Here is a 24,403-nt window from a genome sequence, read left to right as displayed (position 1 = left end):
ACCCATGGCAGAACCGATAACGTTAGCCCGGCCCTACGCGAAAGCCGTTTTTGAAGCCGCCAAAGAACATGACGCCGTCGATTCCTGGGATCAGGCGCTGGCTTTTGTAGGTCTTCTGGCGGCTAACAAAGCTGTGAAGAACATTCTGGCCAATCCTGGCCTGTCTGAGCAACGCAAGGCAGAGCTGTTTTTCGAAACCGCTGAAGAACAGATGCCCGAAGCACTCAGAAACTTCCTGTTGATTCTTGCTGAAAACAAGCGCCTGGCGCTGCTGCCGGAAATTTCGACCATGTTTGCTTTCTACCGTGCGGAACTTGAGCGTACGGTGAATATGAAGGTCAGCACGGCGTACGAAATGACACCCGAAGAGCAGCAACATTTGGCAGAAGCATTGTCCAGAAAACTGGAGCGTAAAGTCATCCTGGAAACCGCTGTTGATCGCTCATTGATTGGCGGCGTGGTGGTAAATTCCGGTGATATGGTTATTGACGCTTCAATCCGTGGCAAGCTCGCAAAAATGGCCAAAGCACTGGGCTCCTGATTTCAGCAAAAGGTTTGAGGACAAAGGCATGCAGCAACTGAATCCATCCGAGATCAGTGACATCATTAAAAAGAGAATCGACAAGCTCGACATCTCTTCTGAAGCAAAAAACGAAGGCACCATTCTGTCTGTTGCAGACGGTATTGTGCTGATTCATGGCCTGGCTGACGTTATGTCGGGCGAGATGATTGAATTCGCTAACGGCACTTTTGGTATTGCTCTGAACCTCGAACGCGACTCTGTCGGTGCCGTGGTATTGGGTGAATACGAAGATCTGGCCGAAGGCCAGAAAGTCCGTTGCACCGGTCGTATTCTGGAAGTCCCGGTTGGCCCGGAACTGTTGGGTCGCGTCGTTGACGGTTTGGGCAATCCGATTGATGGCAAAGGCGAGCTGGGTACCAGCCTGACCGATGCGGTTGAAAAGGTAGCACCGGGTGTTATCGAACGTCAGTCGGTTGACCAGCCGATCCAAACCGGTATGAAAGCGATTGATACCATGGTTCCGGTTGGCCGTGGCCAGCGCGAGCTGATCATTGGTGACCGCCAGATTGGTAAGACCGCTGTTGCAATCGATGCGATCATCAACCAGAAGAATTCCGGCATCAAGTGTATCTACGTTGCCATCGGTCAGAAGCAATCGTCGATTGCTGCGATTGTGCGCAAGCTGGAAGAGCACGGTGCGATGGATCACACCATCGTGGTGGCCGCAGGTGCGGCAGATCCTGCAGCCATGCAGTTTTTGGCACCGTATTCCGGCACCACCATGGGCGAATACTTCCGTGATCGTGGCGAAGACGCTTTGATTGTGTACGACGACCTGTCGAAACAGGCTGTTGCTTACCGCCAGATCTCTCTGCTGTTGCGTCGTCCGCCAGGCCGCGAAGCCTATCCGGGTGACGTGTTCTATTTGCACTCCCGTCTGCTGGAGCGTGCCTCCCGTGTGAATGCGGATTACGTTGAAAAGTTCACTAACGGTGAAGTGAAAGGTAAAACCGGTTCTTTGACCGCGCTGCCGATCATCGAAACTCAGGCAGGTGACGTGTCGGCCTTCGTACCGACCAACGTGATTTCTATCACGGATGGCCAGATATTCCTCGAGACCAACCTGTTTAACTCCGGTATCCGTCCGGCGATGAACGCGGGTATTTCGGTATCGCGGGTAGGTGGTGCAGCTCAGACCAAGATCATGAAGAAACTGGGCGGTAACATTCGTCTGGCTCTGGCTCAGTACCGTGAACTGGCGGCTTTTGCCCAGTTCGCCTCGGATCTGGACGAAGCCACCCGTAATCAGCTTGAGCACGGCCAGCGCGTTACCGAGTTGATGAAACAGAACCAGTACAGCCCGATGTCTGTGGCTGAAATGGGGACTGTTCTGTATGCCGCCAACGAAGGCTTCCTTGATGACATCGATGTCACCAAAGTAGTTGAGTTTGAAGCACAATTGCTGGATTGGATGCGTGCCGAGCAAAAAGAGCTGCTTGAGAAAATCGGTGCTGCCGGCAACTACAATGATGACGTTGCCGCTGGCCTGAAAGCTGCGCTGGAGAAATTCAAGACCACTCAAACCTGGTAGCAGCGCCGGCCCGCTGCGGCGGGCCTGTTGGTCCAAATGAGTGTCTAACTTGAAAGGGCAGTGACCTATGGCCATCGGAAAAGAAATACGTAATCAGATCGGCAGCATCAAGAGCACGCAAAAAATCACCAGCGCCATGGAAATGGTGGCGGCGAGTAAAATGCGCAAAGCTCAAGAACGCATGCGAGCGACTCGGCCTTATGCGGAAAAGATGCGCCAGGTAATCGGACACATTGCCAAGTCCAATAAAGATTATCGGCATCCGTTTATGCTTGAGCGAGAGGTGAAGCGCGTAGGCTACATCGTTATCTCCTCTGACCGCGGTTTGTGCGGTGGTTTGAACAGCAACGCGTTCAAACTGCTGGTGCGCGAAATGCGTGACTGGAAAAATAAAGATGTTGCAATTGATCTCTGCGCAATCGGGCAGAAGGGCGCGTCATTTTTCCGTAGCTACGGCGGTAACGTGATTGCGGCGCTAACGCACATCGGCGACGACCCTAGCGCGGAAGCTCTAATCGGTAACGTTAAGGTAATGTTGGATTCTTTCCGGGACGGCAAAATTGACCGGCTGTACCTGGTTAGTAACGAATTCGTCAACACCATGACGCAAATGCCGAAAGCTGAGCAATTGCTGCCGCTGCCGGAAGGCACGGAAGAAGACATCGGTCACCAGTGGGATTACATCTACGAGCCGGATTCGCGTCCGATTCTGGACGGGCTATTGCCGCGCTATATTGAGTCCCAGGTTTATCAGGGCGTGGTAGAGAATCTGGCCTGCGAACAGGCTGCCCGGATGATTGCCATGAAGAGTGCTACCGATAACGCCGGTGACATTATTAAAGACCTGCAGTTGGTATACAACAAAGCTCGTCAGGCAGCCATTACGCAAGAGATTTCGGAAATTGTGAGCGGCGCGTCATCGGTCTGATTCGCCACCATCCTACTGGTATTATTGACTATGAAGATAACGAGGAACCGAGCATGAGTAGCGGACATATCGTTCAGATCATTGGCGCGGTTATCGACGTGGAATTCCCACGTGATGCCGTGCCCGGCATTTACGACGCACTGTTGCTTGAAGGTGGCAAAACAACTCTGGAAGTTCAGCAACAGCTGGGCGACGGTGTTGTACGTACCATCGCGATGGGCAGCACCGAGGGCCTGAAACGCGGCCTGAGAGCAGAAAATACACACGAACCGATTTCGGTACCTGTGGGCACCCAGACTCTGGGGCGCATCATGGACGTTCTGGGTCGCCCTATCGACGAGGCGGGTCCAATTGGCGAAGAAGAGCGTTGGGCTATCCACCGCAAAGCACCCGGTTATGCCGATCAGGCAGCATCTGCGGATCTGCTGGAAACCGGCATCAAGGTTATCGACCTGATCTGCCCGTTTGCTAAAGGCGGTAAAGTGGGCCTGTTCGGCGGCGCCGGCGTGGGCAAGACCGTTAACATGATGGAACTGATCAACAACATCGCCAAAGAGCATTCCGGTCTCTCCGTATTCGCTGGTGTTGGTGAGCGAACTCGTGAAGGTAACGACTTTTACTACGAAATGAAGGACTCCAACGTTCTTGATAAAGTAGCGATGGTCTATGGCCAGATGAACGAGCCTCCGGGAAACCGTCTGCGTGTGGCCCTGACCGGTCTGACCATAGCCGAGAAGTTCCGTGACGAAGGCCGTGACGTACTGTTTTTCGTAGACAATATTTACCGTTACACCCTGGCCGGTACCGAAGTATCGGCACTGCTGGGCCGTATGCCTTCCGCAGTAGGCTATCAGCCCACGCTGGCCCAGGAAATGGGTGAGTTGCAGGAGCGTATTACCTCCACCAAAAACGGTTCCATCACGTCCATCCAGGCGGTATATGTACCGGCAGATGACTTGACCGACCCGTCACCAGCCACCACATTCTCCCACCTTGACGCCACCGTGGTACTGAGCCGTGACATCGCTTCCAAGGGTATCTACCCGGCGATCGACCCGCTTGACTCTACCTCGCGTCAGCTGGATCCGCTGGTGATTGGCGAGCAGCACTATGCGGTTGCTCGTGGTGTGCAGAACGTTCTACAGCGCTACAAGGAACTGAAAGACATTATCGCCATTCTGGGCATGGACGAGCTGTCAGAAGATGACAAGCAGGTCGTATCCCGCGCTCGTAAGATTGAGCGATTCCTGTCTCAGCCATTCCACGTTGCTGAAGTATTTACCGGTTCACCGGGCAAGTACGTGTCTCTGAAAGAGACGATTAGCAGCTTTGAAGGCATCCTCAATGGCGACTATGATGATATGCCTGAACAGGCGTTCTACATGGTCGGCACCATGGACGAAGCCGTCGAAAAAGCGAAGGCCATGAAAGCGAAAGAAAGCAAGTAATCCTCTTTCAATTTCTGACCCAAGAGGCTTAGATAATGGCTATGACTGTACATTGCGACGTCGTAAGCGCTGAAAAGAAGATTTACTCCGGCTTGGTAGAGATGTTGATTGCTACCGGCACCGAGGGTGAGTTAGGCATTCAGTTCGGCCATGCTCCGCTGCTGTCTGCGCTCAAACCGGGCGCTGTGCGGATCATCAAGCAAGGTGGTGAAGAAGAAATTCTGTATGTGTCCGGGGGCTACCTGGAAGTACAGCCGAATCTTGTCACCCTGATGGCCGACACCGCGGTGCGAGCGAAAGACGTCGACGAGGCCGCAGCATTGCAGGCCCAGAAAGACGCCGAAGCGGCACTGGCGAATAAAACGGGCGAGTTCGAGTATTTCCGTGCCGCGGCCGAGCTGGCAGAAGCCGCCGCTCAGCTACGCACATTGCAAAAACTGCGTAAGAACGTTCGTTAACAGCGTTCGGCAGGGCTCGCCCTGAACAAGCCGCATCCCGGCGTGGGTAGCGGGTGTTGTGTCACCATATTGGGTGAGTGCAATGCCTTCTCTCATTGCAAGGATGCGGCTTTTTTATTATAGGAATCTCCGTTTTATAGAGTCTGACCACAAAGGATGAGTTACCTCATGTCACCGCTGCACGTTGTTATTCTGGCCGCAGGCCAGGGCTCCCGGATGAAATCATCGCTGCCAAAGGTGCTGCACAAGGTTGCTGGGCGACCTATGTTGCACCACGTGATAGCGACGGCCAAGACCTTGGGCGCGGCGGGTATTCACGGGGTAATTGGCCATGGTGCCGACCAGGTAAAAGCCGCCTCTGCTGGCCATAAAGTCAGCTGGGTTATGCAGGAGCAACAGCTAGGCACCGGACATGCCGTTGCCCAAGCATTGCCAGGCTTACCGGATGATGCGCGAGTACTGGTGCTTTACGGCGATGTACCGCTGACCACGGCGGAGACGCTGCAAGGGCTGGTTCAGAACCTGGATGAAAAAACCCTCGGGCTGCTAACGGTCACGCTGGATAACCCCCAGGGCTACGGCCGTATTCTGCGCAATAGTGCAGGCCAGGTAACCGCTATCGTGGAACAAAAAGACGCCAATGCGGAACAGCTGGCGATTTGCGAAGTGAACACCGGCATCCTTGCCGTCAGCGCTCGGCATCTGAAAACCTGGTTGCCACAGCTTTCTAGTAGCAACGCTCAGGGTGAATACTACCTGACCGATATCATCGCCATGGCGGTGCAGGCAGGCATGACGGTCAACGTTGCTCAACCGAGCAATGCGTTTGAAGTACAAGGCGTGAATAACCGCGTGCAGCTGGCTGAGCTTGAGCGCTGGTATCAACGCCGCGAAGCCGAACGTTTGATGACAGAAGGAGCCACGTTGGCGGATCCGGCGCGGGTAGACGTGCGCGGTGAGCTCAGCATTGGTAACGACGTGCTGATTGATGTCAACGTGGTGTTCATTGGTAAGGTGACTCTGGGCAGCCATGTGTCTATTGGCCCAGGCTGCGTGATCACCGATGCGACTATAGCCGATGGCGCGCAGATTCACGCTCACAGCATAATCGAGCAGGCCAGCGTGGGTGCCAACGCTCAGGTCGGACCCTTCGCGCGCCTACGTCCGGGCACACAATTGGCGGCCAACACCAAAGTGGGCAACTTTGTTGAAACCAAAAAAGCCATCTTGGGTGAAGGCAGTAAAATTAACCACCTGAGCTACATCGGCGATGCTACGCTGGGTGCTGGCGTAAACGTAGGTGCGGGCACCATCACCTGCAATTATGATGGTGTGAACAAGTCCCAGACGGTGTTAGGTGATGGCGTGTTTATCGGCTCCAACAGTGCGTTGGTAGCACCGGTTACTATTGGCGCTGGTGCCACTGTTGCCGCAGGTTCGACCATCACCAAAGATGTCGCAGAGCAAGAACTGGCAGTTGCCCGCGGGCGCCAGCGCAATATACCCGGCTGGCAACAGCCAAAAAAACACTGAGTACGATTACTTTTTACGGCTTTCCAGAACTTTTTTACCGTTTTCACGACAATTTTTACGACGAACAGGACAAATAGCATGTGTGGCATTGTAGGTGCGGTTTCAGAACGGGACGTTCACGGCATACTTCTTGAGGGACTGCGTCGCCTTGAATACCGCGGGTACGATTCAGCCGGTATGGCCGTGATTGACTCCGAAGCACAGGTGCATCGCGCCCGCGAAGTCGGCAAAGTGGCTGCTTTGGCTGAAGCCATTGCTGCTAATCCGCCGGCGGGTCCTGTGGGCATCGCCCATACACGTTGGGCCACCCATGGTGCACCCTCGCAGATAAATGCCCATCCACACATGTCTGGCGACCGACTTGCCATCGTTCACAACGGCATTATCGAAAACTACCAGGAACTGCGTGAGGAGCTGAAAGCTGAAGGCTTCGAATTTACCTCGCAAACCGACACCGAAGTGGTCGCCCACCTGATCGAGAAAAAATACCGCATCACCGGCGATCTGTATCAAGCGGTTAGCCAAGCGATCAGCCATCTGCGCGGCGCTTACGCCCTGGCGGTCATACACGCCAATGAACCCGATCACATGATCGTGTGCCGCGAAGGCAGTCCGCTGGTGATTGGCGTAGGCATTGGTGAGAACTTCATTGCATCTGACCAACTTGCGTTGCTGCCGGTAACCGATCGCTTCATGTTTTTAGAAGAAGGCGATATGGCAGACATTCGCCGCGACCGCATGGACATTCGCGACCGTGAAGGGCAAGTGGTAGAACGCTCAGTGAGTCGCTTTGAACACGGCAGCGATTCCGCTGATAAGGGCGAATATCGCCACTTCATGCTGAAGGAAATCTTTGAGCAGCCACGCGTCATCAAAGCCACCATGGAAGGCCGGGTCACCGCCAAAAAAGTATTGGAACAAGCGCTGGGAACGTCCGCTGGAGACCTGCTCAAGAACGTGCGACACGTACAGATTATTGCTTGTGGCACCAGTTACCACGCTGGCATGGTGGCCCGTTATTGGATTGAAGACCTGGCCGGTGTGCCCTGCTCGGTAGAAGTGGCCTCCGAGTTCCGCTACCGCAAGCATGTGATTCAGCCGGATACCCTGTTCCTGTGTATTTCCCAATCCGGTGAAACCGCCGATACCCTGGCCGCCCTACGCCAGGCAAAAAAAGCCGGCTTCCGCGCGGCGCTGGCCATTTGTAACGTTCCCGGCAGCTCACTGGTGCGCGAATCTGATTTGGTGATGATGACCCAGGCAGGCCCCGAAATCGGTGTGGCTTCCACCAAAGCCTTTACCACCCAGCTCACCGCGTTGCTGATTTTCACTCTTGCGCTGGCGCGCCACAATGGCTTGAGTGAAGAGCGCGAAGCTGAAATCGTAGAGGCGCTTCATCGGGTGCCGGGGCAGGTTGAGCAGGTTCTGGCGTTAGACAGCGCCATCGCCGAGATGTCTGGCGCCTTTATGGACAAAGTCCACACCCTGTTCCTGGGCCGCGGCGCTCTGTTTCCGGTGGCGCTGGAAGGTGCACTGAAACTTAAAGAAATTTCCTACATACACGCCGAAGCCTACCCGGCCGGCGAGCTCAAACATGGCCCGTTGGCGCTGGTAGACAGCGACATGCCGGTCGTCACCGTCGCCCCGAACAATGCGATGCTGGAAAAGCTCAAGTCCAACCTTGAAGAAGTCCGTGCCCGCGGCGGCGAGCTGTTTGTGTTTGCAGACTCTCAAGCCAACGTGAAGGCGGAAGAAGGTCTGCACGTTTTATCATTGCCGTCGGTACACGAGATTACCGCGCCCATTGTTTACACAGTACCTTTGCAGTTGCTGTCGTATCACGTTGCCGTGCTTAAAGGTACAGATGTAGACCAGCCTCGCAATTTGGCGAAAAGTGTTACGGTGGAATAAGCTTGGCAGGACACTCTCGATACCTGTGGGATGCAAATAAAGTTTCATCCGTACGAATAAAGTATCATCGTTATAAATAAAGTTTCATCCTAATCCAAGATCCGCTATGTTGATATTATTGACATAGCGGATCTTGGATTTTTTATGGCTGGAACATTCAAAGGTCTAACTCAGACCCAAATTGACAAAAGAATCAAAGAAGGCCGTGGCCAAGGTCATGGGTCTGACTACAAACCGTTCATTTATACTAGGGATGTATCGTCACTCGGCCGCTCCCACCGCCTGCCTGGCAGTAAGACTCGACGTTTGCACCATCTTTTATCCGATCTTGAGTTGGCTATTTTCCTGACTTTAGACCGGTCTCCCCATGTTACTGATATCCGCGAACAGTTTCCGATGCGTGTTGAAGATACGATGCATATAGCTGAAAAGCTTGGTCTTTCTCATGGCCGTTACCAAGGTGCTCCGCAGGTACTGACCAGTGATTTCGTCGTTGATTTTGATGACCCTCAACGACCGACTATCGCGATACAGGCGAAGTACAGTAGCGATTTGCAGAAGCCCGAAGTCATCGAGAGGCTTGAGTTGGAGCGGCGCTATTGGCAGTCAAAAGATATTCCATGGGTAATCGTCACGGAAAAGGAAGTGTCTAAGGTGGCATTTGCAAATATCCAATGGCTCTATCCCGCAAACGCAGAAGAAGATATTGACCAAGACGAACTCGCGCACTATCAGAAGTTGTTCTTGTATGAGTTTCAGCGACACCCTGATCGTTCGCTGACAACGATTGCTCAGGGACTGGATATGTCTAGTCAGATGGAGGCTGGTCAGGCTCTCTATTGGTTGCGCCAGTTATTGGCGCGTCACCTTTTCCTTTTTGACATTGACACTCCTTATCGAGAACTGAAACCAGGTGATCTGGTTGCTAACGATGATCAGGCTCAGCAGGAGTTAGTTAGTGCTATCAGTTAATCGAGTTTTTCAGATTGGGAAGTTACGTAAACGTCTGCTTCTATCGGGGGTTGAAGAGGTTATCTGGATCGATATTGACTCTGACAAAGCGTTTCCTGAGCCCGTATCGGTTGCAGAGCTAAAGCGCCTGCGCCTGGATGGGGAGCTAGAAAGTACTGTAGATCCTTTTGAAGAAATTGTTCTTCGGGAGGTGGAGAAAGGCTCGCCAGAGCAGGAAAAACGAGATGAAGCATGGGCAATGCTGGAAGACTTTGTAAATGACCCCAAGCTTTTCACACGGCGTTCTAGAGGCGTTATCGTCAGGAGTATAATGGCGCGTCATGACGTCACCAATCAGACGGTTTATAGGTTGCTGAGGCGTTTCTGGCAGCGTGGCATGTGCATGAATGCCCTTTTGCCGGACTATGTTAATTCTGGTGCCCGAGGAAAACGAAGAACGCCAAACAAAGTTAAACTTGGTAGGCCTAGAATAGTAAGAAGAGGGATAGGGACCAATATTACGCTGGATATCGAGCGTATTTTTCGTCGAGTGATCGAGGAGCGTTTGCTTAAGATAACACACCCCTCTATTCCAGAGGCTTATGCTGCAGCGCTTAATTTGCTTCGGATCAAGCGACCAAATCTATCGGACACCGAACTACCGACACTGGGCCAGTTCCGCTATTTTTACGGGCGCGAATATCACTTCACCGAAACTTTGCCACTTAGAATGTCGGCGGTAGATTTTGCTAAAGACTTTCGGCCAATTAGTAGTACCTCGACAACCGAGACGCTAGGCCCCGGTTATCGCTATCAAATAGATGCTACGGTCGCTGACATCTATTTAGTGTCGGGGCATGATCGTAGCCTAATAGTTGGCAGGCCTGTCATATACATGGTGATTGATGTTTTTAGTCGCATGGTCACGGGCATATACGTCGGATTTGAGGGGCCGTCTTGGGTCAGTGCGATGATGGCATTGTCTAACGCGGTTTCCGACAAGGTCGAGTATTGTCGTCGGTACGATATAGATATCGAGCCTGGGGAATGGCCGGTTAGAGGTTTGCCTGATGTCGTGTTGGCCGATAAAGGTGAGTTGAACGGTACTAAGGTTGAGGCATTTTCCCAAGCCTTCGGCGTCCGCATTGAAAATGCCACAGCCAGGCGGGGCGACGCCAAGGGCATAGTTGAGCGCTTTTTTCTAACTGTTCAGGAGAGCTTCAAGCCCTATGCCAGCGGTGTTGTTGAGGGCAATACCAGTCGCAAGCGCGGTGGCCACGACTACAGGCTCGATGCCAGCCTGACTTTATACGAGTTAACGCAGATCATTATCGAGCGTGTGCTTTGGCACAACAACCACCACACGTTAACCAAATACGACAGGGCTGCTGGGATGCCGGGTGACCTTCCAGCCATTCCGGTTATGCTGTGGAATTGGGGGTTGGCTAACCTGACAGGAAAATTACGAACTGCACCTGAAGATCTGGTGCGGATCAACCTTTTACCTCATGAGCAGGCCACAGTTTCGGAGTTGGGAATCAAACTTTTTGGCTGCGTCTTCACTTGCCAAGAAGCAATTAAGGAGGGCTGGTTTCACCGAGGTCAGGGGCGCAGGCCGGTAAAGGTCACTGTTGCTTATGATCCACGTAGTGCAGACCACATCTACCTGAGACCATCCAACAGCCTCAAGGATTACTGGATCTGTGGTCTTGCTGACCGAAGCCGACGCTTCAAAGGGATGACCTTCTGGGATGTCTGGCTGTTGTCCAAACAAGAACGTAGTAGCGATGCTAACGCGGCGGCGGAGAGCTTGGTGGCTAGAGGTAGGTCTTTGGAGCGGATCGAATCCATCATTGCCAGAGCAGAAGAAGCCAGCCCGGCTAAAACTGGTATCACAAAAAAGGACCTTGGCGTCCAGATACGCGCGAATAAACAGCAAGAGAAGCGCTACGAGCGCGAGCACACTGCAGTCAGACCAGAGAAAGAACAGCGGGAGAGACTAGCCGAGGTGGTTACGCTGCGAGAGGATATCCAAGATGACTATGCTTTCCCAGATCTCAGTGACCTGATATTCAAGGAGGACGACGATGACTGAAGAGCCCCCACACCGCGTGATCCCCTTAGCTAGTTATGGGCAGCAGCAGCTGCTCGAATATCAGGAGAATCCGCTCATTAGTGCGTTGCCACCGGTTATGGGTTTGGAGGAGGTCGTTGGCTTGCTGAGACTGGCGCCCCGCTTCGATTCGCAGGAAGCGCTTCTAGATGGCCGCCTCAGGGCTCATGCCATTGCTCGTTTGTTGCACAGCTTCTTCCAGCCGCTGAGCCATCACTTGGAATTGGAAAGCAAAATCAGCTTGATGATCCGCCAAGGCTACATCGGTCGCAATCCGGCGAGCGGCGCCTGGTATGCACACTTGCAGAATGGCTACCGTCGGATCGAGGAGGAGGACTTGTCTGCGGCGGTTTACCAAAGCGTTTCCACTACAGCGAGCAGTTTGTCGCTGTTTGGCTGCTCGGGCTGTGGAAAGACTCGCACTCTGGAGCGGATTCTGGGCATGTATCCCCAGGCTCTTCACCACCCAGACTACAACATCTCCCAGCTGGTCTATTTAAAGATCGATTGCCCCATCGATGGCGATCTTGATGAGCTGTGTCTGTCGTTCTTCAATGCTGTGGACAAGATTCTGGGAACCCACTATAGCCGTAGTCACGGGCGCAAGAAGCTCGGAACCAAGCGACTATTGGCATCCATGTGTCAGGTTGCCAATCTGCATGCGCTCGGGGTCTTAATCATTGATGAGGTTCAGAATTTGAACGAAGCCAGATCTGGTGGCGCGGAGAAAATGCACAACTTTTTCGTGTCGCTGGTGAATACTATTGGCGTTCCGATCATTCAGGTTGGTACGCACAGGGCCAGTAAGTTCTTCCAACGCACGTTTCGCGCTGCGCGGCGGATCTCTGGGTTGGGCAGCATCCGCTGGGACAGGTTGCCGCGGGATAAGCATTGGAAGAGCCTTCTGAAACAGCTCTGGAAGTACCAGTGGCTAAGAAATACGGCGCCGCTCGATGATGAATTAGAGGCGACTATGTACGACCTCACCCAAGGAGTTATGGACATTGTCATCAAACTATTCGCGCTTGCGCAAATTAGGGCGATAGTAACAGGCGTTGAATGCATCAAACCGATGCTGTTGCGTAAAGTCTTTGAGGACGAGCTTAAGCCCGTCCACCCGATGCTAGCAGCGCTGCGAAGCGGTAGGCCTGAGCTTATTGCAAAGTATGACGACTTATTGATGCCGGAGATTGAGGGCAGGTTGCTAACTCTAACCCAATCGCTCGACCGAATCGTGCCATCGAAACCTCCAGAAACTTCTGTCGATGGCAAAGCTAAGAAATTCGCTGCTTTACTTGAAGGCATGGAAATTCCACAAGATATCGCCATTCCTATGGCTGATGAGTTGCTGGAAAAGTATCCAAATATCCCAATGGCTGCACTTATTCATAAGGCAACGGCTTACCTTGCACAGGATAATCCCAAGAAACCCATTATTGCCAGGTTAAAGCGAACGGAGTGGGGGCGTCTATCCGAAGACGATCTGCGCCGGCGTTATGCTGACGGGCCTGAAAGTGAGGTCTATGACAGATTCAAACAGGCCGGCCTGATATTTGACCTGCGGCCTTTGTTGAAGGCCAGCTAACGTGTATTTTCCTAAACTGTATCCGGACGAGCTGCTCTACAGCGGTATTGCGCGATGTCGGGTGCATCTGGGAATAGGCAATCACAAGACTCTGCTGAACATGTTGTTTGGTGACAGCAAAGTTGCTGCCATAACCGATCTGCCCACTCGGTTAGCAATTCTGGCGAATAATACCGGTCTGGATGCGGCAAGCGTGATTATGAATCACACGCTGTACCCGCTTTATGCGCCCTTTATCCCACAGGAACGTCGTATTGATCTATTTCAGGCCATGCTCGCTTCTGATCGCCCAACAATTGGCCTCTCCGGCGCCTTGGCAGCTTTGGTTAAGTGGCCGGAATGGCTTCGTTATTGCCCGGCCTGTTTTGAAGAGATGATCGCTCGGCTCGGTGAGCCTTATTGGCGGCGTAGCTGGCAGGTTCGGGGAGTGGATACCTGCCCCGAACATAGCTGCCAGCTCCTGAACTCCGACGTCCCGTTCCGACGAGCGCAGCGACATGAGTTCCATCCGGCCTCTCCACTGTTTACGCCCAGTGACCTTCTAAAGAGCCTGCAGAGCGAAAAGGCGAACAAACTTGCCAAGGCTTTTGCCCAACTGCTGGTGCTTAATGGATCGCAATCGCCAGGTTACGCGCGTTGGACTAACTTTTACCGGCACTTGGCTGAAGAGTGTGGCGCTAAACGCGGCCGGCAGGTCAAGATGGAGGTTATATGGGAGAAAGTTCTGGCAACCCATCGACGGCGTTGGCTTGTCGCGAATGGCTTGCTGACATCCAACGATCTTCCCCCTTGGTTGTTAGCGATATTCAGAAAACATCGTAAGGGATTTAATGCCTTGCAGCACTTGATCATCTGGACCAGTCTGCGTCCGAATCAGCCGGTGGACGAGCTTGTTGGCGAGGCAAACGCTCATCTGACTGATGCTTTAATCGCCCAGTCGCCGCAGCAGCTCCTCGCAAGCATCAAACAAAAGCGACAGTATCGAGCTGACTGGCTTAAAGCACTCGATATCCACTGTGAGGCGACGGCGGCAAGACGCAACGGTGGGGCGTCATGCTATGCCTGGCTCTATCGACATGACCGGAACTGGCTAATGGCGGCGAACCGGTCGAGGCCACGCCGAAAAGGCAACAACAGCCATGTCGACTGGGCAGGGCGTGACAGAAAGCTGGTACGGCTGCTGATCAGAATTGGTAAAGACAGCGATGAGGAGTTGAGTTTGCCGCGACGAAGCTGCAGCTGGTTTCTGCATCAGCTACCTCATTGGGTATCGGTTTCACACCATCTTGATCAGATGCCCCTTTGCCGAGCATTCCTCGAACGCTATGCAGAGTCGGTCGGTGAGTATCAGATACGTCGGTTAACGGCTGTGATGATTGAGGACGTCCGGGCCGGCATATCATCTCGACATTGGGAGCTGGAAAGACGGTGTGGGTTGGAAATCAGTAGGCAGGCATCGCTGACAACTGAATTTATCCGATTACTAGGAGAAATGGATTGAATAAAACTTTATTCCGTCAGATCCCGATCGGATCCAAGCTACAAGCCCTTGGAAACTTTTTTAAACCAAATGCTCCTCTGGCCCAGTGGCGTATCGCTGCTCAGTTTTTGAATAATGGCCAGGCAGAGCTACTGCAGTTTCCGCTGGAGATGTCATGCGTCTTTGCGGTTGGCCGAGAATTTACTGGCAAAGTTGGTACCCCTTATCAGTCCGGCGGCTTCAAGAAAATGGTGCAGCTGCCGGCATTAGATACTTGGAGAGATAGGCCGCTGGGTGAATGCCCGCGTTTGGCAAAAAAGCTGGCAGCCAGTTTGGAATTATCCAGCCAAAGATGTTTTGTGTTTGAGGCCAATGGAATGACCGTCTGGCTCCCGAAATTCGAGTTGGCGCGCAAACTTTTTTTTCATGCTTCGGTTATCACGCGTGCTGCTTTCGAGCCAAATGGATTGGATATGGTTTTTACTCGCTATATTGAAGAGGATGGTACGCATTTTCATACACCTGCAAAGACTGGCGTTCCAAGGCGGCTTATAGAAATTGAAGAATATAGAAATCACTTTAGTTGGATGCTACTAAATCAAGACGTAAAGCGGTCGTTTGAATCAATTTGGCAAAGGCTAAATGACGAACAAAAGCACGTCACGGGAAATTCGGCGTATGCCAGATGGAAGTTCGACTTCAAGCCGCCTGCCTCACTTGAAGGGATTACAGTGGGTGCGCGAGGCCCCTTTGACTCGACAAGTAACGAGTTACTTGTTTGGGAAATCGAAACGCTTCAGGGGCTGCGGCTCAATCACTCTGGAGATATATTTTTCCATCACCCGGCTCTTAAGCGACCGGTTAAAGGTAACAAGGCATGTATTGGCTCAGCCCCAGCGCAGGCTGATGAGATAGAAGTTGATGCTGAGGAAGAACCAACCGATGCCAAAGAGCCTAGGCTAATTCATTTACCCATAGAGGGGCTCGGTTATAATGGTCCGATTAATACAACGATTGCCTACGAGGGAGAGCGTGCCAGCGGTCACGGCAAGAAGATCGATGATGCGCAATGGCCTAATAAAGAGAAAACGAGCTATGGAGTCGCTGACCCCGTAATCGGAGGTAGCATAGCGCCGGGAGAGTTCCAGAAGTTGGGTGAGAGCGAAAATCATGAGCAGTATGCAAATCGGTTCTCGCTGCTTCGCGAAATTATTGAGCAGATCAGTCAAGAGTCCGAGATTGTTTTATTAACTCTGGAAGTAGGGCCGCTTCCACTCGTGGCACGCTGTAGTTACAGTATGATTGATAATGAAAAACCACGCTGCTATTTACTCGCAAAATTCAAGCAACCAGACGGCAGTCACCGTTATCTTCTGGAAATAGATACATCAGACAAGCGCACGACCATGTCAACGAGGATCATGGGCTTTAAGGCACGCTCTGTAGCAAAGGGAAGCTTAGACCAAATTCTAAAAGAAGCTGTGAAGGGCTCTCTCCGTTGGCCAACGAGTATGTCGACGGACTGTGACCCAATGCGCTCTGTGAATCACCCAAAAGATAGCCCTTCCGGGATCACTTCCGCTCAGATATTTGACTGGAAGGTTCGGATTCGAAATGCTCTGAGTTGAATGTAAAATTTATGAAGCCTTTACTATGCTTTGCTTTAATAGGTGCACAGACAATACGACCAGAATGTTTAAGATTATTTAAAAATAAGCAGTCAAAACTCTGCACAAGCGGTAATCCTGATCTGATCCAGTTTATATTAAACTCTATCAAAGGAAAGTATAATGCATGAACTATACTTGGCTGGTGTTTCACAAATATCTAAAGGGAATCAGTCTAAAGCAATAGACTTTTGGGAGTTAGCTGCAAAGCAAGGCTGTCTTGAGGCAATCGATTCTCTGATCAATATTTATCGCTACGGTCATCATTCAAATATTGACCGAGCATTATTCTGGGCTAAGAAGGTTTTCAATGAAAATCCTGAAAGATATAAGAGGATTATTGCGGAGCTTAAACAAAGAGAGATCATATTGGGTAAAGATCTATCGCGAAGCAACATGCCTTATAGCGATTTTGACTCTATCGATCAAGGACTCGTAGTCAGTTGTCTAGAGTGGGGAGATCAAATGGTTTCAGACTATACCGAAATTGACCCTGATTAAGGATTACGATCGGACAAGATAGTTGACGCCAAACAAGTCAAACACTCTCATAAAACCGAGTCTAGGTTGGTGCTTTTTGAGTGATTCAATTTATTGAGCTACCTCGGCGGCAATTTTCTTCTGTCGCCTAGCACGCTGAAGCCTTCAGGCACAGGCTTGAACTTATCACCATCTGAGGGCCAGCGTTTTGCGCGGCTTTGGAAAGCTCTGAGCGCTTCAATGTCCAGCGTGGCAGCTACTACGAAGTCATTATCGCCACCCCGTAGACGAGCGATATCTCGCAGGAAAGATTCTTTGGCTGGCGAGCGGACTCGGCTATCGCCATACTTTCGGTTATTAACGAGGATCGTATAGGCGTGAACATCCAGAGCGGCTGATTCAATCAGCGAGGCAAACGTATCCAGGTCTCTGTTCCAGCTTAAAACCATAAGGGCATCAACGGCTCCTTGAAAGCGGATTCTCGCTTTACTGTTTTGTAGTTCGGAACAGACCATGACACCGAAATTGACGCTATTGTGCATGTAAATAGGCTTGGCAAACTTTCTGGATCTAGCGTCTTTTTCTGATATAGCCCATTCTTTACCGAATTTTGCCGTGAGGTCTTTGTCCTCACCAACTGCCGGTTCGAGCTTTGGTTGCCAGATTTTCACAAACGTCGGGTAGCCAAGACGATTATCTGCAAGCACCAGAGCTACTTCACTCAAAATCTTGTTTCCGTCGCTGTGACGATACTCTGTTCCTGCGATTAAGCTAATTCCTGCTGCGCTTAGCCTGGCTGCGATACTGTTGAGCCAACGCAGTGGAATAGACAACTCCGGGAATAGGACATAATCCGGTCTAGGTTTCAGTTTCAGAGCATCGTTAACCAGTTTGGATATTTTTTGATAGCGTTTGCGACTCAAATTTGGCTTGTTGCATGCTGAGGCTGCCCAATCGTTGTCTTCGGTGCGAATATTGGTCAATGCAATAATCACTTTATCTTTGCTGTCGGTTCCGATTCTTAGGTATTTCTTTCTTTTACCTGATGGCTTGCCATTGGCATCTTGCTCGGCAGCAAGCAATGTTGGCTTTATCCAGACACCACGCAGAACTTGAGTGTACTTGGCCCAAGTAACAGCAGGTCCACAATTTTGTGGCTTTCCAGATGCCGATGGTAAACCGACGCACTCAGGTGCTAACTCTGATATTTCAGCTGGGGATAGAGGTCTAGTCGGAAAGAGATACGGTAGGTAGCTGTCATTCTTTCTTGGTCCATTGATCACCTTGCCCAAGCGCGTATTGCGTGTAGAGCTGATAAACTGGTCAAATGTATCTACATCGAGTAACCCGGAGCTGCCCAGCAGTTTGAGTATTTTTTTCTCCTTCTTGGAGTCACGATTGCCAACCAACTTCTCTGCAGAGCGGCTGTTAACAATGTGTTTGTATGCTTCCTTCGCTAAATCAGCCAGTGCAACAAGCGGTGCCTTTGTCTCAAAATCTGCCGCGTCAAAGTGAAGGTCAAGTAACACTTCATAATCAGACAAATTGGCGGCTATTTGACTCAGAAATAGCTCAGCTAGGCGCCTCTTCTTCGTTGAACGCTCTCCTAAGAACAGCTTGTCAGGGTCATGGTATCTGGTCGCGGCATCAATAAATAACCAGGTTAGCGTTCCCTTTATATAGCCCCAAAAATCACTCGAAACTTTGGCATCACATCCATTAATTCTGACCTTTTTACCCTTTGCAACCACTAAGGCTAAGGCCTCAATAGCTTGGTAGGATTTAACTGCGATTCGCTCAGCTTGCTCCCATTCATTCATGCCGATTGCGAAACCTAGCAACCGTGGCAGGTAGCTAAAATGTGCAAACAGGTTATCTGCCCGCAAGATATGATTGTGGCCAAACTGATAGAACTCTTCACGCTGCTCCTTCCACTGATTGGGCGGCAAATCCCGTGCGAGGGTTTCTACATGCCGAAGCTGAAGCGACCAGCCCAGACGGCGAATGGTCAGGCCATCTGCTCTACGAAGAGTGTCAGCACCTTCTCCAATACTGCCAGCGGCGGAAAGTACCTTGGCTGCGGTTGAGTGCTCCAATTGGTCTGGCGATGGCATGAGACGATGTTCGCTGGAAAGCTCGTATATTTCTTTCTCAATGCTATCCAGAAGATCGAGGCCAGCTCGCCCTTGCAACACAAACAATTTCTGCTTGTCAGACTGTAACGATATTTTGGTGTCGCCCTGGATGTCGGCTCCCAGGTTGATCTCCCAAACCTTATCGTTTTTCGAATTTTGCGAAACACAGGTTTCACCCATTCGCGCTTGGATAGTCTGCATTAGATCAAGGCTATTGGTGATGGTCCCCGTGTCGCGTAATACGAGGAACATATCGTCAACGTAGCGGCCGTAATGGATTGGGGAGAGTTTTTCAAAAACCAGCCTGTCCCACTTGTGCAGCAAGGCATTAGAGATTATTCGGCTACAGGTCAGGCCGATAACTAACCCACCATTAATAGTAGCTTTCTTTCCACCAACCGACTCGCCAAAAATCGATGCTCCTTCAGACCAACTGCACAGGAAACGAGCGAGTTGATCGGTGAACACCTTTTCTTCCCCATTGAGTTCCAGCTTTAGAGCTTCCAGAAGGCCTGCACTACACAAAGCCATTGGATCTATAAAGTGGTAGTAACTTGCCAGATCGAGCGACACCGCGATTATATTGCGATCTCGCTCTAGTTCATCACGTATGGCATTCAGGCCATCGTTTCGCCACTTTTGGTACGGTTGAAAATAGGGAACGAATGAGCCAATAGAGCTGATGTGGAACGGCTCATCATCATCAGCACTGAAAAATGCATCATTTCTAATCCGCTTTAACCTTGCGCCGTAGCAACACTTATCAAGTTTCTCATCAAACTTGTGGCCCACCATATTGATCCATAGAGCAGAAATAATATGGGTGTTTACGGGGAAGTCACCAACAATACGGAATTCCGGTATGATGTCGAAATTCTTGAATAGGCTTTCAACCGCTCTTTCGGGCTTGGAAAAATGAACATGGCCATTTATATTGCTACCTGCTTTTTTCTTTGTCGATAGCTTTTTGGGTAACAAGCGAAAACTACCTAAGAGATCCTCATTGGATTCAAAACCAGAGTCTTTTTTGAGGCTTTTTAGAAGCAGTTTCAGGTTAACCAGCAGGTTTTGTTCGTATTCAGCAAACTTGATGGCTGTCGGGAAGGTATTTTCAAAGAAGCAGTCTGCTTTAGCCTTGCGGTAGGCTACGAGGAGATCTTCAATTGTAAGCGAGTCCCATCCATTGAACAGTGCTTTGTATCCCATGTCCTTTATTCCTGTTTCGATTGCTCGGCGGCGTGAACTGCTTCCACAATGGCTAGCTTTATAGCTTCTGAATAATCATCTTCGTAGAGAACGGAGCTGATGATCTGATGGAGCAGGTCTTTGTTTATCACATTGTCGGCCACCCAGACGGTGATGTTCTCCATCTCATTCACGAAGCGTTTCACCACAAAATCGAGTCCATTCAGCTCAAGAAAATATGCGCCTAAGACTAGAGATGAGCGTTTATTGCCATCATTAAACGCGTGATACTTGTTAATTGAAAACACCAAGTGTGTGAGTTTATCTTCAATTTCGGGGTAGTAGCTGTCGTTCTGAATATGCCCCAAAGGGCTTTCCAGCTGATCTATGTTTTTAGTGCCAGCCAGCCCGCCGGAGTGTTCAATGATCCAATCATGAACCTCGATAGCATGCGCTACATCAAAATAGAAGAAGCGGACTCCAATATCACTATTATCCATACCTACATGCGCCATCTCAGCGATCCTTCAGTCTCTTTAGTACCGCAAGCGTTTCAGGGTCGCTCAATTGCTCTTCCAACGACCTGCTCTTTTCGCCCAAAAAGCGATCAAAGTCGGCTTCGGGTACAGACCGAATGTAAGCCTCCAACTTTTTATGAAGTGCATCTCGAAAGCACAAATCCCGGCTAGCCATTTTGGTTCGGGCATCTAGAATTAACGGCTTGAATAGGGGGTGTTGCTCAAAACTACGAAGTAACCTCTCAGCTTCTTTCTGCGTAAGCTTACGGCCTTGTGCTTGGCTGGCCTTTTCTAATTCGTGGGCAATGCCAGATTCAAAACTAGCAATCAGATTAAGTACTTCGGAATAAAGGGTTTCTCGAATATTAGCTTTGGCTGTCAGCTTCAGCACCTTTTTGTATTCTGCTGCGTTTTCATGAAAAATGCTTTGATAGATTAGGTTGGTAAAGCGGGCATATTTCCAATGGTTGCCTTCAACATGATTATCGAGTGCGTCAGTAAAGTTGCGGCGGTAATTTTCTTCCTGAAACGCCGCCAACAGGTAGTTCTCATCACGCTGATTGATGAACTTGGTGTGTCCACCTGCGCGCTCGGCCATCACGTCTAGCACAATGTCGAGCAGACGCGAGCGAAGCAGACGGGCTGGTTCACTTTCGGTAAGTAGCATACCGAGGTTCAATACTGCTCGAAAACTAAACACTCCTAGTACGCTGGTTTTGGTACCCTCATTGGTGAGGGTACCATGGCTTGAAGCCTTGAATTCCTTGAGCTTAGCCCCTCTTAAAATCTGATAACCATTGCTTTTTAGCTCGTCACTGTGGCTATTCAAATAGCGTTCGATCGTCGCATCACTGATTTCATATAAGGCCATTAACTGTTGTTTGGTGAACACCGTTTCATTCTGGAAATGAGCCCCCCCCAAGTCTAAATGCTGCTCGGCCTGCTGCAGGACGTAGCGGTTATTGAGAATGTTCTGGCGATCATGGGACGATTCGGTAAGATCCTTGGCCACTATGCGTCCTCAACTAGGGGAATGGCTGGTATAGATACAGTAATTTGACCGTTTATTAGCATGGGGAGGAGCCAGTCACGGAGCTGTGTTAACTGTTCCGTTTCTTTCTCGATTAGGTCTTGTCTCAAAAATATTGGCTGAACACGATTTGTATATGCTTTGGTGATCTTAGCTTTTGGTAAAACAATTTCCACTGTCTTTAACGTGGCACCAGAAATCTCCTTAAAAGTTGAGCCTGAGGCGTATTGTGTGATTGCCTTAATCGAATCTTTTACAGTGTAATAGATGAATTCTTTTGAATAACCTTTTGAAGGTATAAAAGACTTAAAACCTTGATTCGTCGTAGATTCATTTCTCGTTATTGCCATGTATCCAATTGGTGCTCGTGAACTCAGTAACACCGTCCCTGCCGGATACCTTTTCAATGATGCATCACGGATGCCTTTTAAAGACACATCTTTGGCCCCGCGCGAGATAAATTTATTTCCTTGGTTATTTGATAGATCGTATGGAGTGATCCATGGTGTACCGTTTGAAGTGAAATTTTCACTATTTTGGGTTGACGGTGTGCTGCCGCCAACTATTTCTCCAAGATCTTCCAGTGTGCCCGCAGCCCAACCCTCTGGTATTTTTCGCTTCAGAGTTGGGTTGTAGACCATTTCGCCACTGGATATTTTGTAGGGCTTGCCGTTGGCGTCGGGGAAGTCGAACTGAACAAACCAGTAGTCGTACAGGGTTTCGGCGATGGCTTCTAGTTCGGCGTTGATGCGGTTGTTGAGTTCAATTTTTTTATCGATAGCTTCAAGTACCTTCCTTATCGCAACTTGAAGTTTTTTGTTTTCAATCGCTGGAACCGCCATCTCATGGAGTTCGTTTCTGTTAACTCCAGGCACGGCGCTTTTGGTAGAAGTTCGAATTCTGCCTAAGCAGCTCAACAGGTAGTAGACGTACTTTGGATCGTTGCCTTTGAAATTCTGAACATATAAGGCAGTATTGTGTGGCCAATATTTGCCTTCTACGAAATACATTCCGCCTAGCGTGCCGTACCGTCCAGTCACGACGCCTTGGCCATCAACTTTATATTCGTTATGAGACCCAGATACACCAGCAGAGCTGATGACTGGATAGGGTCCTGCAACTCTGATCCTCTCCGGAAGGTCATAGCCCCGCTTCAAGTTGATAAGATCGCCTAGTCTTTTAGGGCTAACCCTATTCATATTTCAATCCCGCCAACTGTTTTTTGATCTCTTTTTCCAATTCACGAGAGTGATCAAAAAAGCCATCTAGGTTGCTTGTAAAACGCTGCATTTTTTCAGAAAACTGCTCAGGGCTAATATCAACATATTCAATTTTCACATCGAAATACTGACCTGCACTCAAGCTATAGTTTTTGGCTTCTATTTCTCCATAACCGACTATTACAGATAAGTCGACCACGGCTTCTTTGGCATTAAATGTATCAATAATGCGTTGTTCTTCATTTTGGCTTAGCACAGTTCTCTGATTCTTGCCGTCTTTTATTTTCTCGCCTAGATTTGAAGCATCCATGAGCACTACTTTTTCTTTATTACTGTCATCCATAAACAGAATTGAGACGTTGGTACCCGTTGTCGCAAAGATATTGGAGGGCATAGAAACCACACCTGCCAGCATTTTGTATTCGACTAGATATTTTCGGATGCTTTTGTCGATACCAGATTGCGCGGTAATAAAACCAGTCGGCACCACTACGGCCGCTTTGCCGCCTGGCTTGAGTGAGTGGATTATATGCTGTAAGAACAATTGGTATATTTCCATTTTGTCCTTGGCTTTGGCTTTGATCTTGGGAACACCAGCAAAGAAACGGTCTTTGTTTTCTTTGCTGGCCAGCTCGTCCCGAAAATCGCTGAAATCCATCTTGAACGGCGGGTTGGACACAATATAGTCGAACTTCTTCAGGTCTTTGCCATCCCGGTGATAGGGGTGCAGCACAGTATTGCCCTGAATCACATTAGGGATGGAGTGCACTAGGTTATTCAGAATCAAGTTAAGACGTAGCAGGTTTGAGGACTTTTGCGAGATGTCCTGGGTGTAGATACTGCATCGGTTCTCGCCAATGGAATGGGCCACGTTCATCAACAGAGTTCCAGAACCGGCAGATGGGTCGTAGCAGCTGACGTTTTTTATTTTGCCCTGTTGCTCTTTGGGAACCAGAATAGCGGCCATAATGCGCGCCACAGCATGAGGCGTGTAATACTCGGCATATTTGCCACCGGCGTTGCTGTTGTAGTCTTTGATGAGGTATTCAAAGATGCTGGCGTAGAAGTCGAATTTTTGTGTGAAGATACGTTCGAAGCTGAATTCCACCAACTTGTTGATAATGGCTCGGCAAAAGGCATCACGTTTGGATTCATCGGCAATGTACTCGCTGATCCGATCAAACAGCACTACCTTGGCCCCGCCGTCAGTTTTTACTGCGAACACATCGTTATTGGTTTGGGCGATATCACGAAGAGTGTCATCAAATAGTTTGGCAAAGTCCGGCGCGTTCTGTTGGCTGAATAGGTAGCTGATAAAGTGGTGGGGCTTTAAGCGCGCGGTATCGCCACCCATCTGCAACTGGAGCATTTCCAGCTCCTCTTCGCTCATGGCGATAAGCGCTTCTTCCCACTTTTCTGAGTTAGCGACTTTCTCGTCGATCTTTTTCGCTTCATAGGCGAACTTGTCGTTGAGAAATTTGTACAGAAAGGTCTGTGTAATTATTTTGAATTCGTTGCCATCATTGCCCAGTCCATAGTTGGCGCAAATGTTCTTCAGGCTGTCGATTAGCACTTTGGTTTTCTGTTGAAATTCGAGTTCTACCATGTGAGTGTTTTGCCTTTAAATTTCTGTGGCTCTTTTGAAGA

Annotated in this window: 18 protein-coding genes; 13 read left to right on the top strand and 5 right to left on the bottom strand. The window is 50.2% G+C overall.

The features are described from left to right. Window positions 1-4 precede the first annotated feature (4 nt). The 13 genes from MRBBS_RS18440 to MRBBS_RS18380 all read left to right on the top strand — a co-directional run bounded on the left by MRBBS_RS18440 (window position 5) and on the right by MRBBS_RS18380 (window position 16,689). Window positions 5-541: a F0F1 ATP synthase subunit delta gene (locus MRBBS_RS18440; protein ID WP_014873135.1), complete on the top strand. Its 537-nt coding sequence runs from the start codon at window positions 5-7 to the stop codon at window positions 539-541. Between the two features lie 28 nt (window positions 542-569). Continuing rightward, window positions 570-2,114, top strand: coding sequence for a F0F1 ATP synthase subunit alpha (atpA, locus tag MRBBS_RS18435; RefSeq protein ID WP_014873134.1), 1,545 nt, complete (start codon window positions 570-572; stop codon window positions 2,112-2,114). A 67-nt stretch (window positions 2,115-2,181) separates the two neighbouring features. Next, entirely contained in the window at window positions 2,182-3,042 is an 861-nt protein-coding gene (gene atpG, locus MRBBS_RS18430; RefSeq protein ID WP_014873133.1) for a F0F1 ATP synthase subunit gamma, read from the top strand. A gap of 53 nt (window positions 3,043-3,095) precedes the next feature. Further along, entirely contained in the window at window positions 3,096-4,490 is a 1,395-nt protein-coding gene (atpD, locus tag MRBBS_RS18425; protein WP_014873132.1) for a F0F1 ATP synthase subunit beta, read from the top strand. Window positions 4,491-4,525: 35 nt separating this feature from the next. Continuing rightward, window positions 4,526-4,948, top strand: a complete 423-nt coding sequence (locus MRBBS_RS18420; protein WP_014873131.1) for a F0F1 ATP synthase subunit epsilon — start codon at window positions 4,526-4,528, stop codon at window positions 4,946-4,948. Window positions 4,949-5,116: 168 nt separating this feature from the next. Further along, window positions 5,117-6,481: a bifunctional UDP-N-acetylglucosamine diphosphorylase/glucosamine-1-phosphate N-acetyltransferase GlmU gene (gene glmU / locus MRBBS_RS18415; RefSeq protein ID WP_014873130.1), complete on the top strand. Its 1,365-nt coding sequence runs from the start codon at window positions 5,117-5,119 to the stop codon at window positions 6,479-6,481. Window positions 6,482-6,559: 78 nt separating this feature from the next. Next, the gene (glmS, locus tag MRBBS_RS18410; RefSeq protein WP_014873129.1) at window positions 6,560-8,392 is read left to right on the top strand and encodes a glutamine--fructose-6-phosphate transaminase (isomerizing); all 1,833 of its coding nucleotides are present in this window, start codon (window positions 6,560-6,562) and stop codon (window positions 8,390-8,392) included. Window positions 8,393-8,536: 144 nt separating this feature from the next. After that, window positions 8,537-9,364, top strand: coding sequence for a heteromeric transposase endonuclease subunit TnsA (locus MRBBS_RS18405; protein ID WP_014873128.1), 828 nt, complete (start codon window positions 8,537-8,539; stop codon window positions 9,362-9,364). Then, on the top strand, window positions 9,351-11,438 hold the full coding sequence (locus tag MRBBS_RS18400; protein ID WP_014873127.1) for a Mu transposase C-terminal domain-containing protein: 2,088 nt from the start codon (window positions 9,351-9,353) through the stop codon (window positions 11,436-11,438). The genes MRBBS_RS18405 and MRBBS_RS18400 overlap by 14 nt, the downstream gene beginning before the upstream one ends. After that, window positions 11,431-13,041, top strand: a complete 1,611-nt coding sequence (locus MRBBS_RS18395) for an ATP-binding protein (protein ID WP_014873126.1) — start codon at window positions 11,431-11,433, stop codon at window positions 13,039-13,041. The genes MRBBS_RS18400 and MRBBS_RS18395 overlap by 8 nt, the downstream gene beginning before the upstream one ends. 1 nt (window position 13,042) lies before the next feature. Further along, window positions 13,043-14,542 carry a TnsD family Tn7-like transposition protein gene (locus MRBBS_RS18390; RefSeq protein ID WP_014873125.1) on the top strand — a complete coding sequence of 500 codons (1,500 nt, stop codon included), beginning with the start codon at window positions 13,043-13,045 and terminating at the stop codon, window positions 14,540-14,542. Beyond that, the gene (locus MRBBS_RS18385; protein ID WP_014873124.1) at window positions 14,539-16,149 is read left to right on the top strand and encodes a Tn7-like element transposition protein TnsE; all 1,611 of its coding nucleotides are present in this window, start codon (window positions 14,539-14,541) and stop codon (window positions 16,147-16,149) included. Before MRBBS_RS18390 ends, MRBBS_RS18385 begins: the two co-directional genes overlap by 4 nt. Window positions 16,150-16,311: 162 nt before the next feature. Beyond that, window positions 16,312-16,689: a hypothetical protein gene (locus MRBBS_RS18380; RefSeq protein ID WP_041635391.1), complete on the top strand. Its 378-nt coding sequence runs from the start codon at window positions 16,312-16,314 to the stop codon at window positions 16,687-16,689. Between the two features lie 98 nt (window positions 16,690-16,787). Here MRBBS_RS18380 and MRBBS_RS18375 read toward each other — a convergent pair whose 3' ends face one another. Genes MRBBS_RS18375 through MRBBS_RS18355 form a run of 5 tightly spaced genes read right to left on the bottom strand, consistent with a single transcriptional unit; the run spans window position 16,788 to window position 24,362 of the window. After that, window positions 16,788-20,009 (bottom strand): hypothetical protein, encoded by a 3,222-nt coding sequence (locus MRBBS_RS18375; RefSeq protein WP_014873123.1) that lies wholly within the window; start codon window positions 20,007-20,009, stop codon window positions 16,788-16,790. A 5-nt stretch (window positions 20,010-20,014) separates the two neighbouring features. Next, window positions 20,015-20,503 carry a type II toxin-antitoxin system death-on-curing family toxin gene (locus MRBBS_RS18370; protein ID WP_014873122.1) on the bottom strand — a complete coding sequence of 163 codons (489 nt, stop codon included), beginning with the start codon at window positions 20,501-20,503 and terminating at the stop codon, window positions 20,015-20,017. Between the two features lies 1 nt (window position 20,504). Beyond that, window positions 20,505-21,518 carry a hypothetical protein gene (locus MRBBS_RS18365; protein ID WP_014873121.1) on the bottom strand — a complete coding sequence of 338 codons (1,014 nt, stop codon included), beginning with the start codon at window positions 21,516-21,518 and terminating at the stop codon, window positions 20,505-20,507. After that, the gene (locus tag MRBBS_RS18360) at window positions 21,518-22,735 is read right to left on the bottom strand and encodes a restriction endonuclease subunit S (RefSeq protein WP_014873120.1); all 1,218 of its coding nucleotides are present in this window, start codon (window positions 22,733-22,735) and stop codon (window positions 21,518-21,520) included. The genes MRBBS_RS18365 and MRBBS_RS18360 overlap by 1 nt, the downstream gene beginning before the upstream one ends. After that, complete coding sequence (locus tag MRBBS_RS18355; RefSeq protein WP_014873119.1) at window positions 22,728-24,362, bottom strand: class I SAM-dependent DNA methyltransferase; 1,635 nt, start codon at window positions 24,360-24,362, stop codon at window positions 22,728-22,730. The genes MRBBS_RS18360 and MRBBS_RS18355 overlap by 8 nt, the downstream gene beginning before the upstream one ends. Window positions 24,363-24,403: the final 41 nt, after the last annotated feature.

Origin of the sequence: Marinobacter sp. BSs20148 (assembly GCF_000283275.1) — a bacterium.
GTDB classification, from domain to species: Bacteria; Pseudomonadota; Gammaproteobacteria; order Pseudomonadales; family Oleiphilaceae; genus Marinobacter; species Marinobacter psychrophilus.
This window is presented reverse-complemented; position numbering and strand designations above follow the sequence as displayed.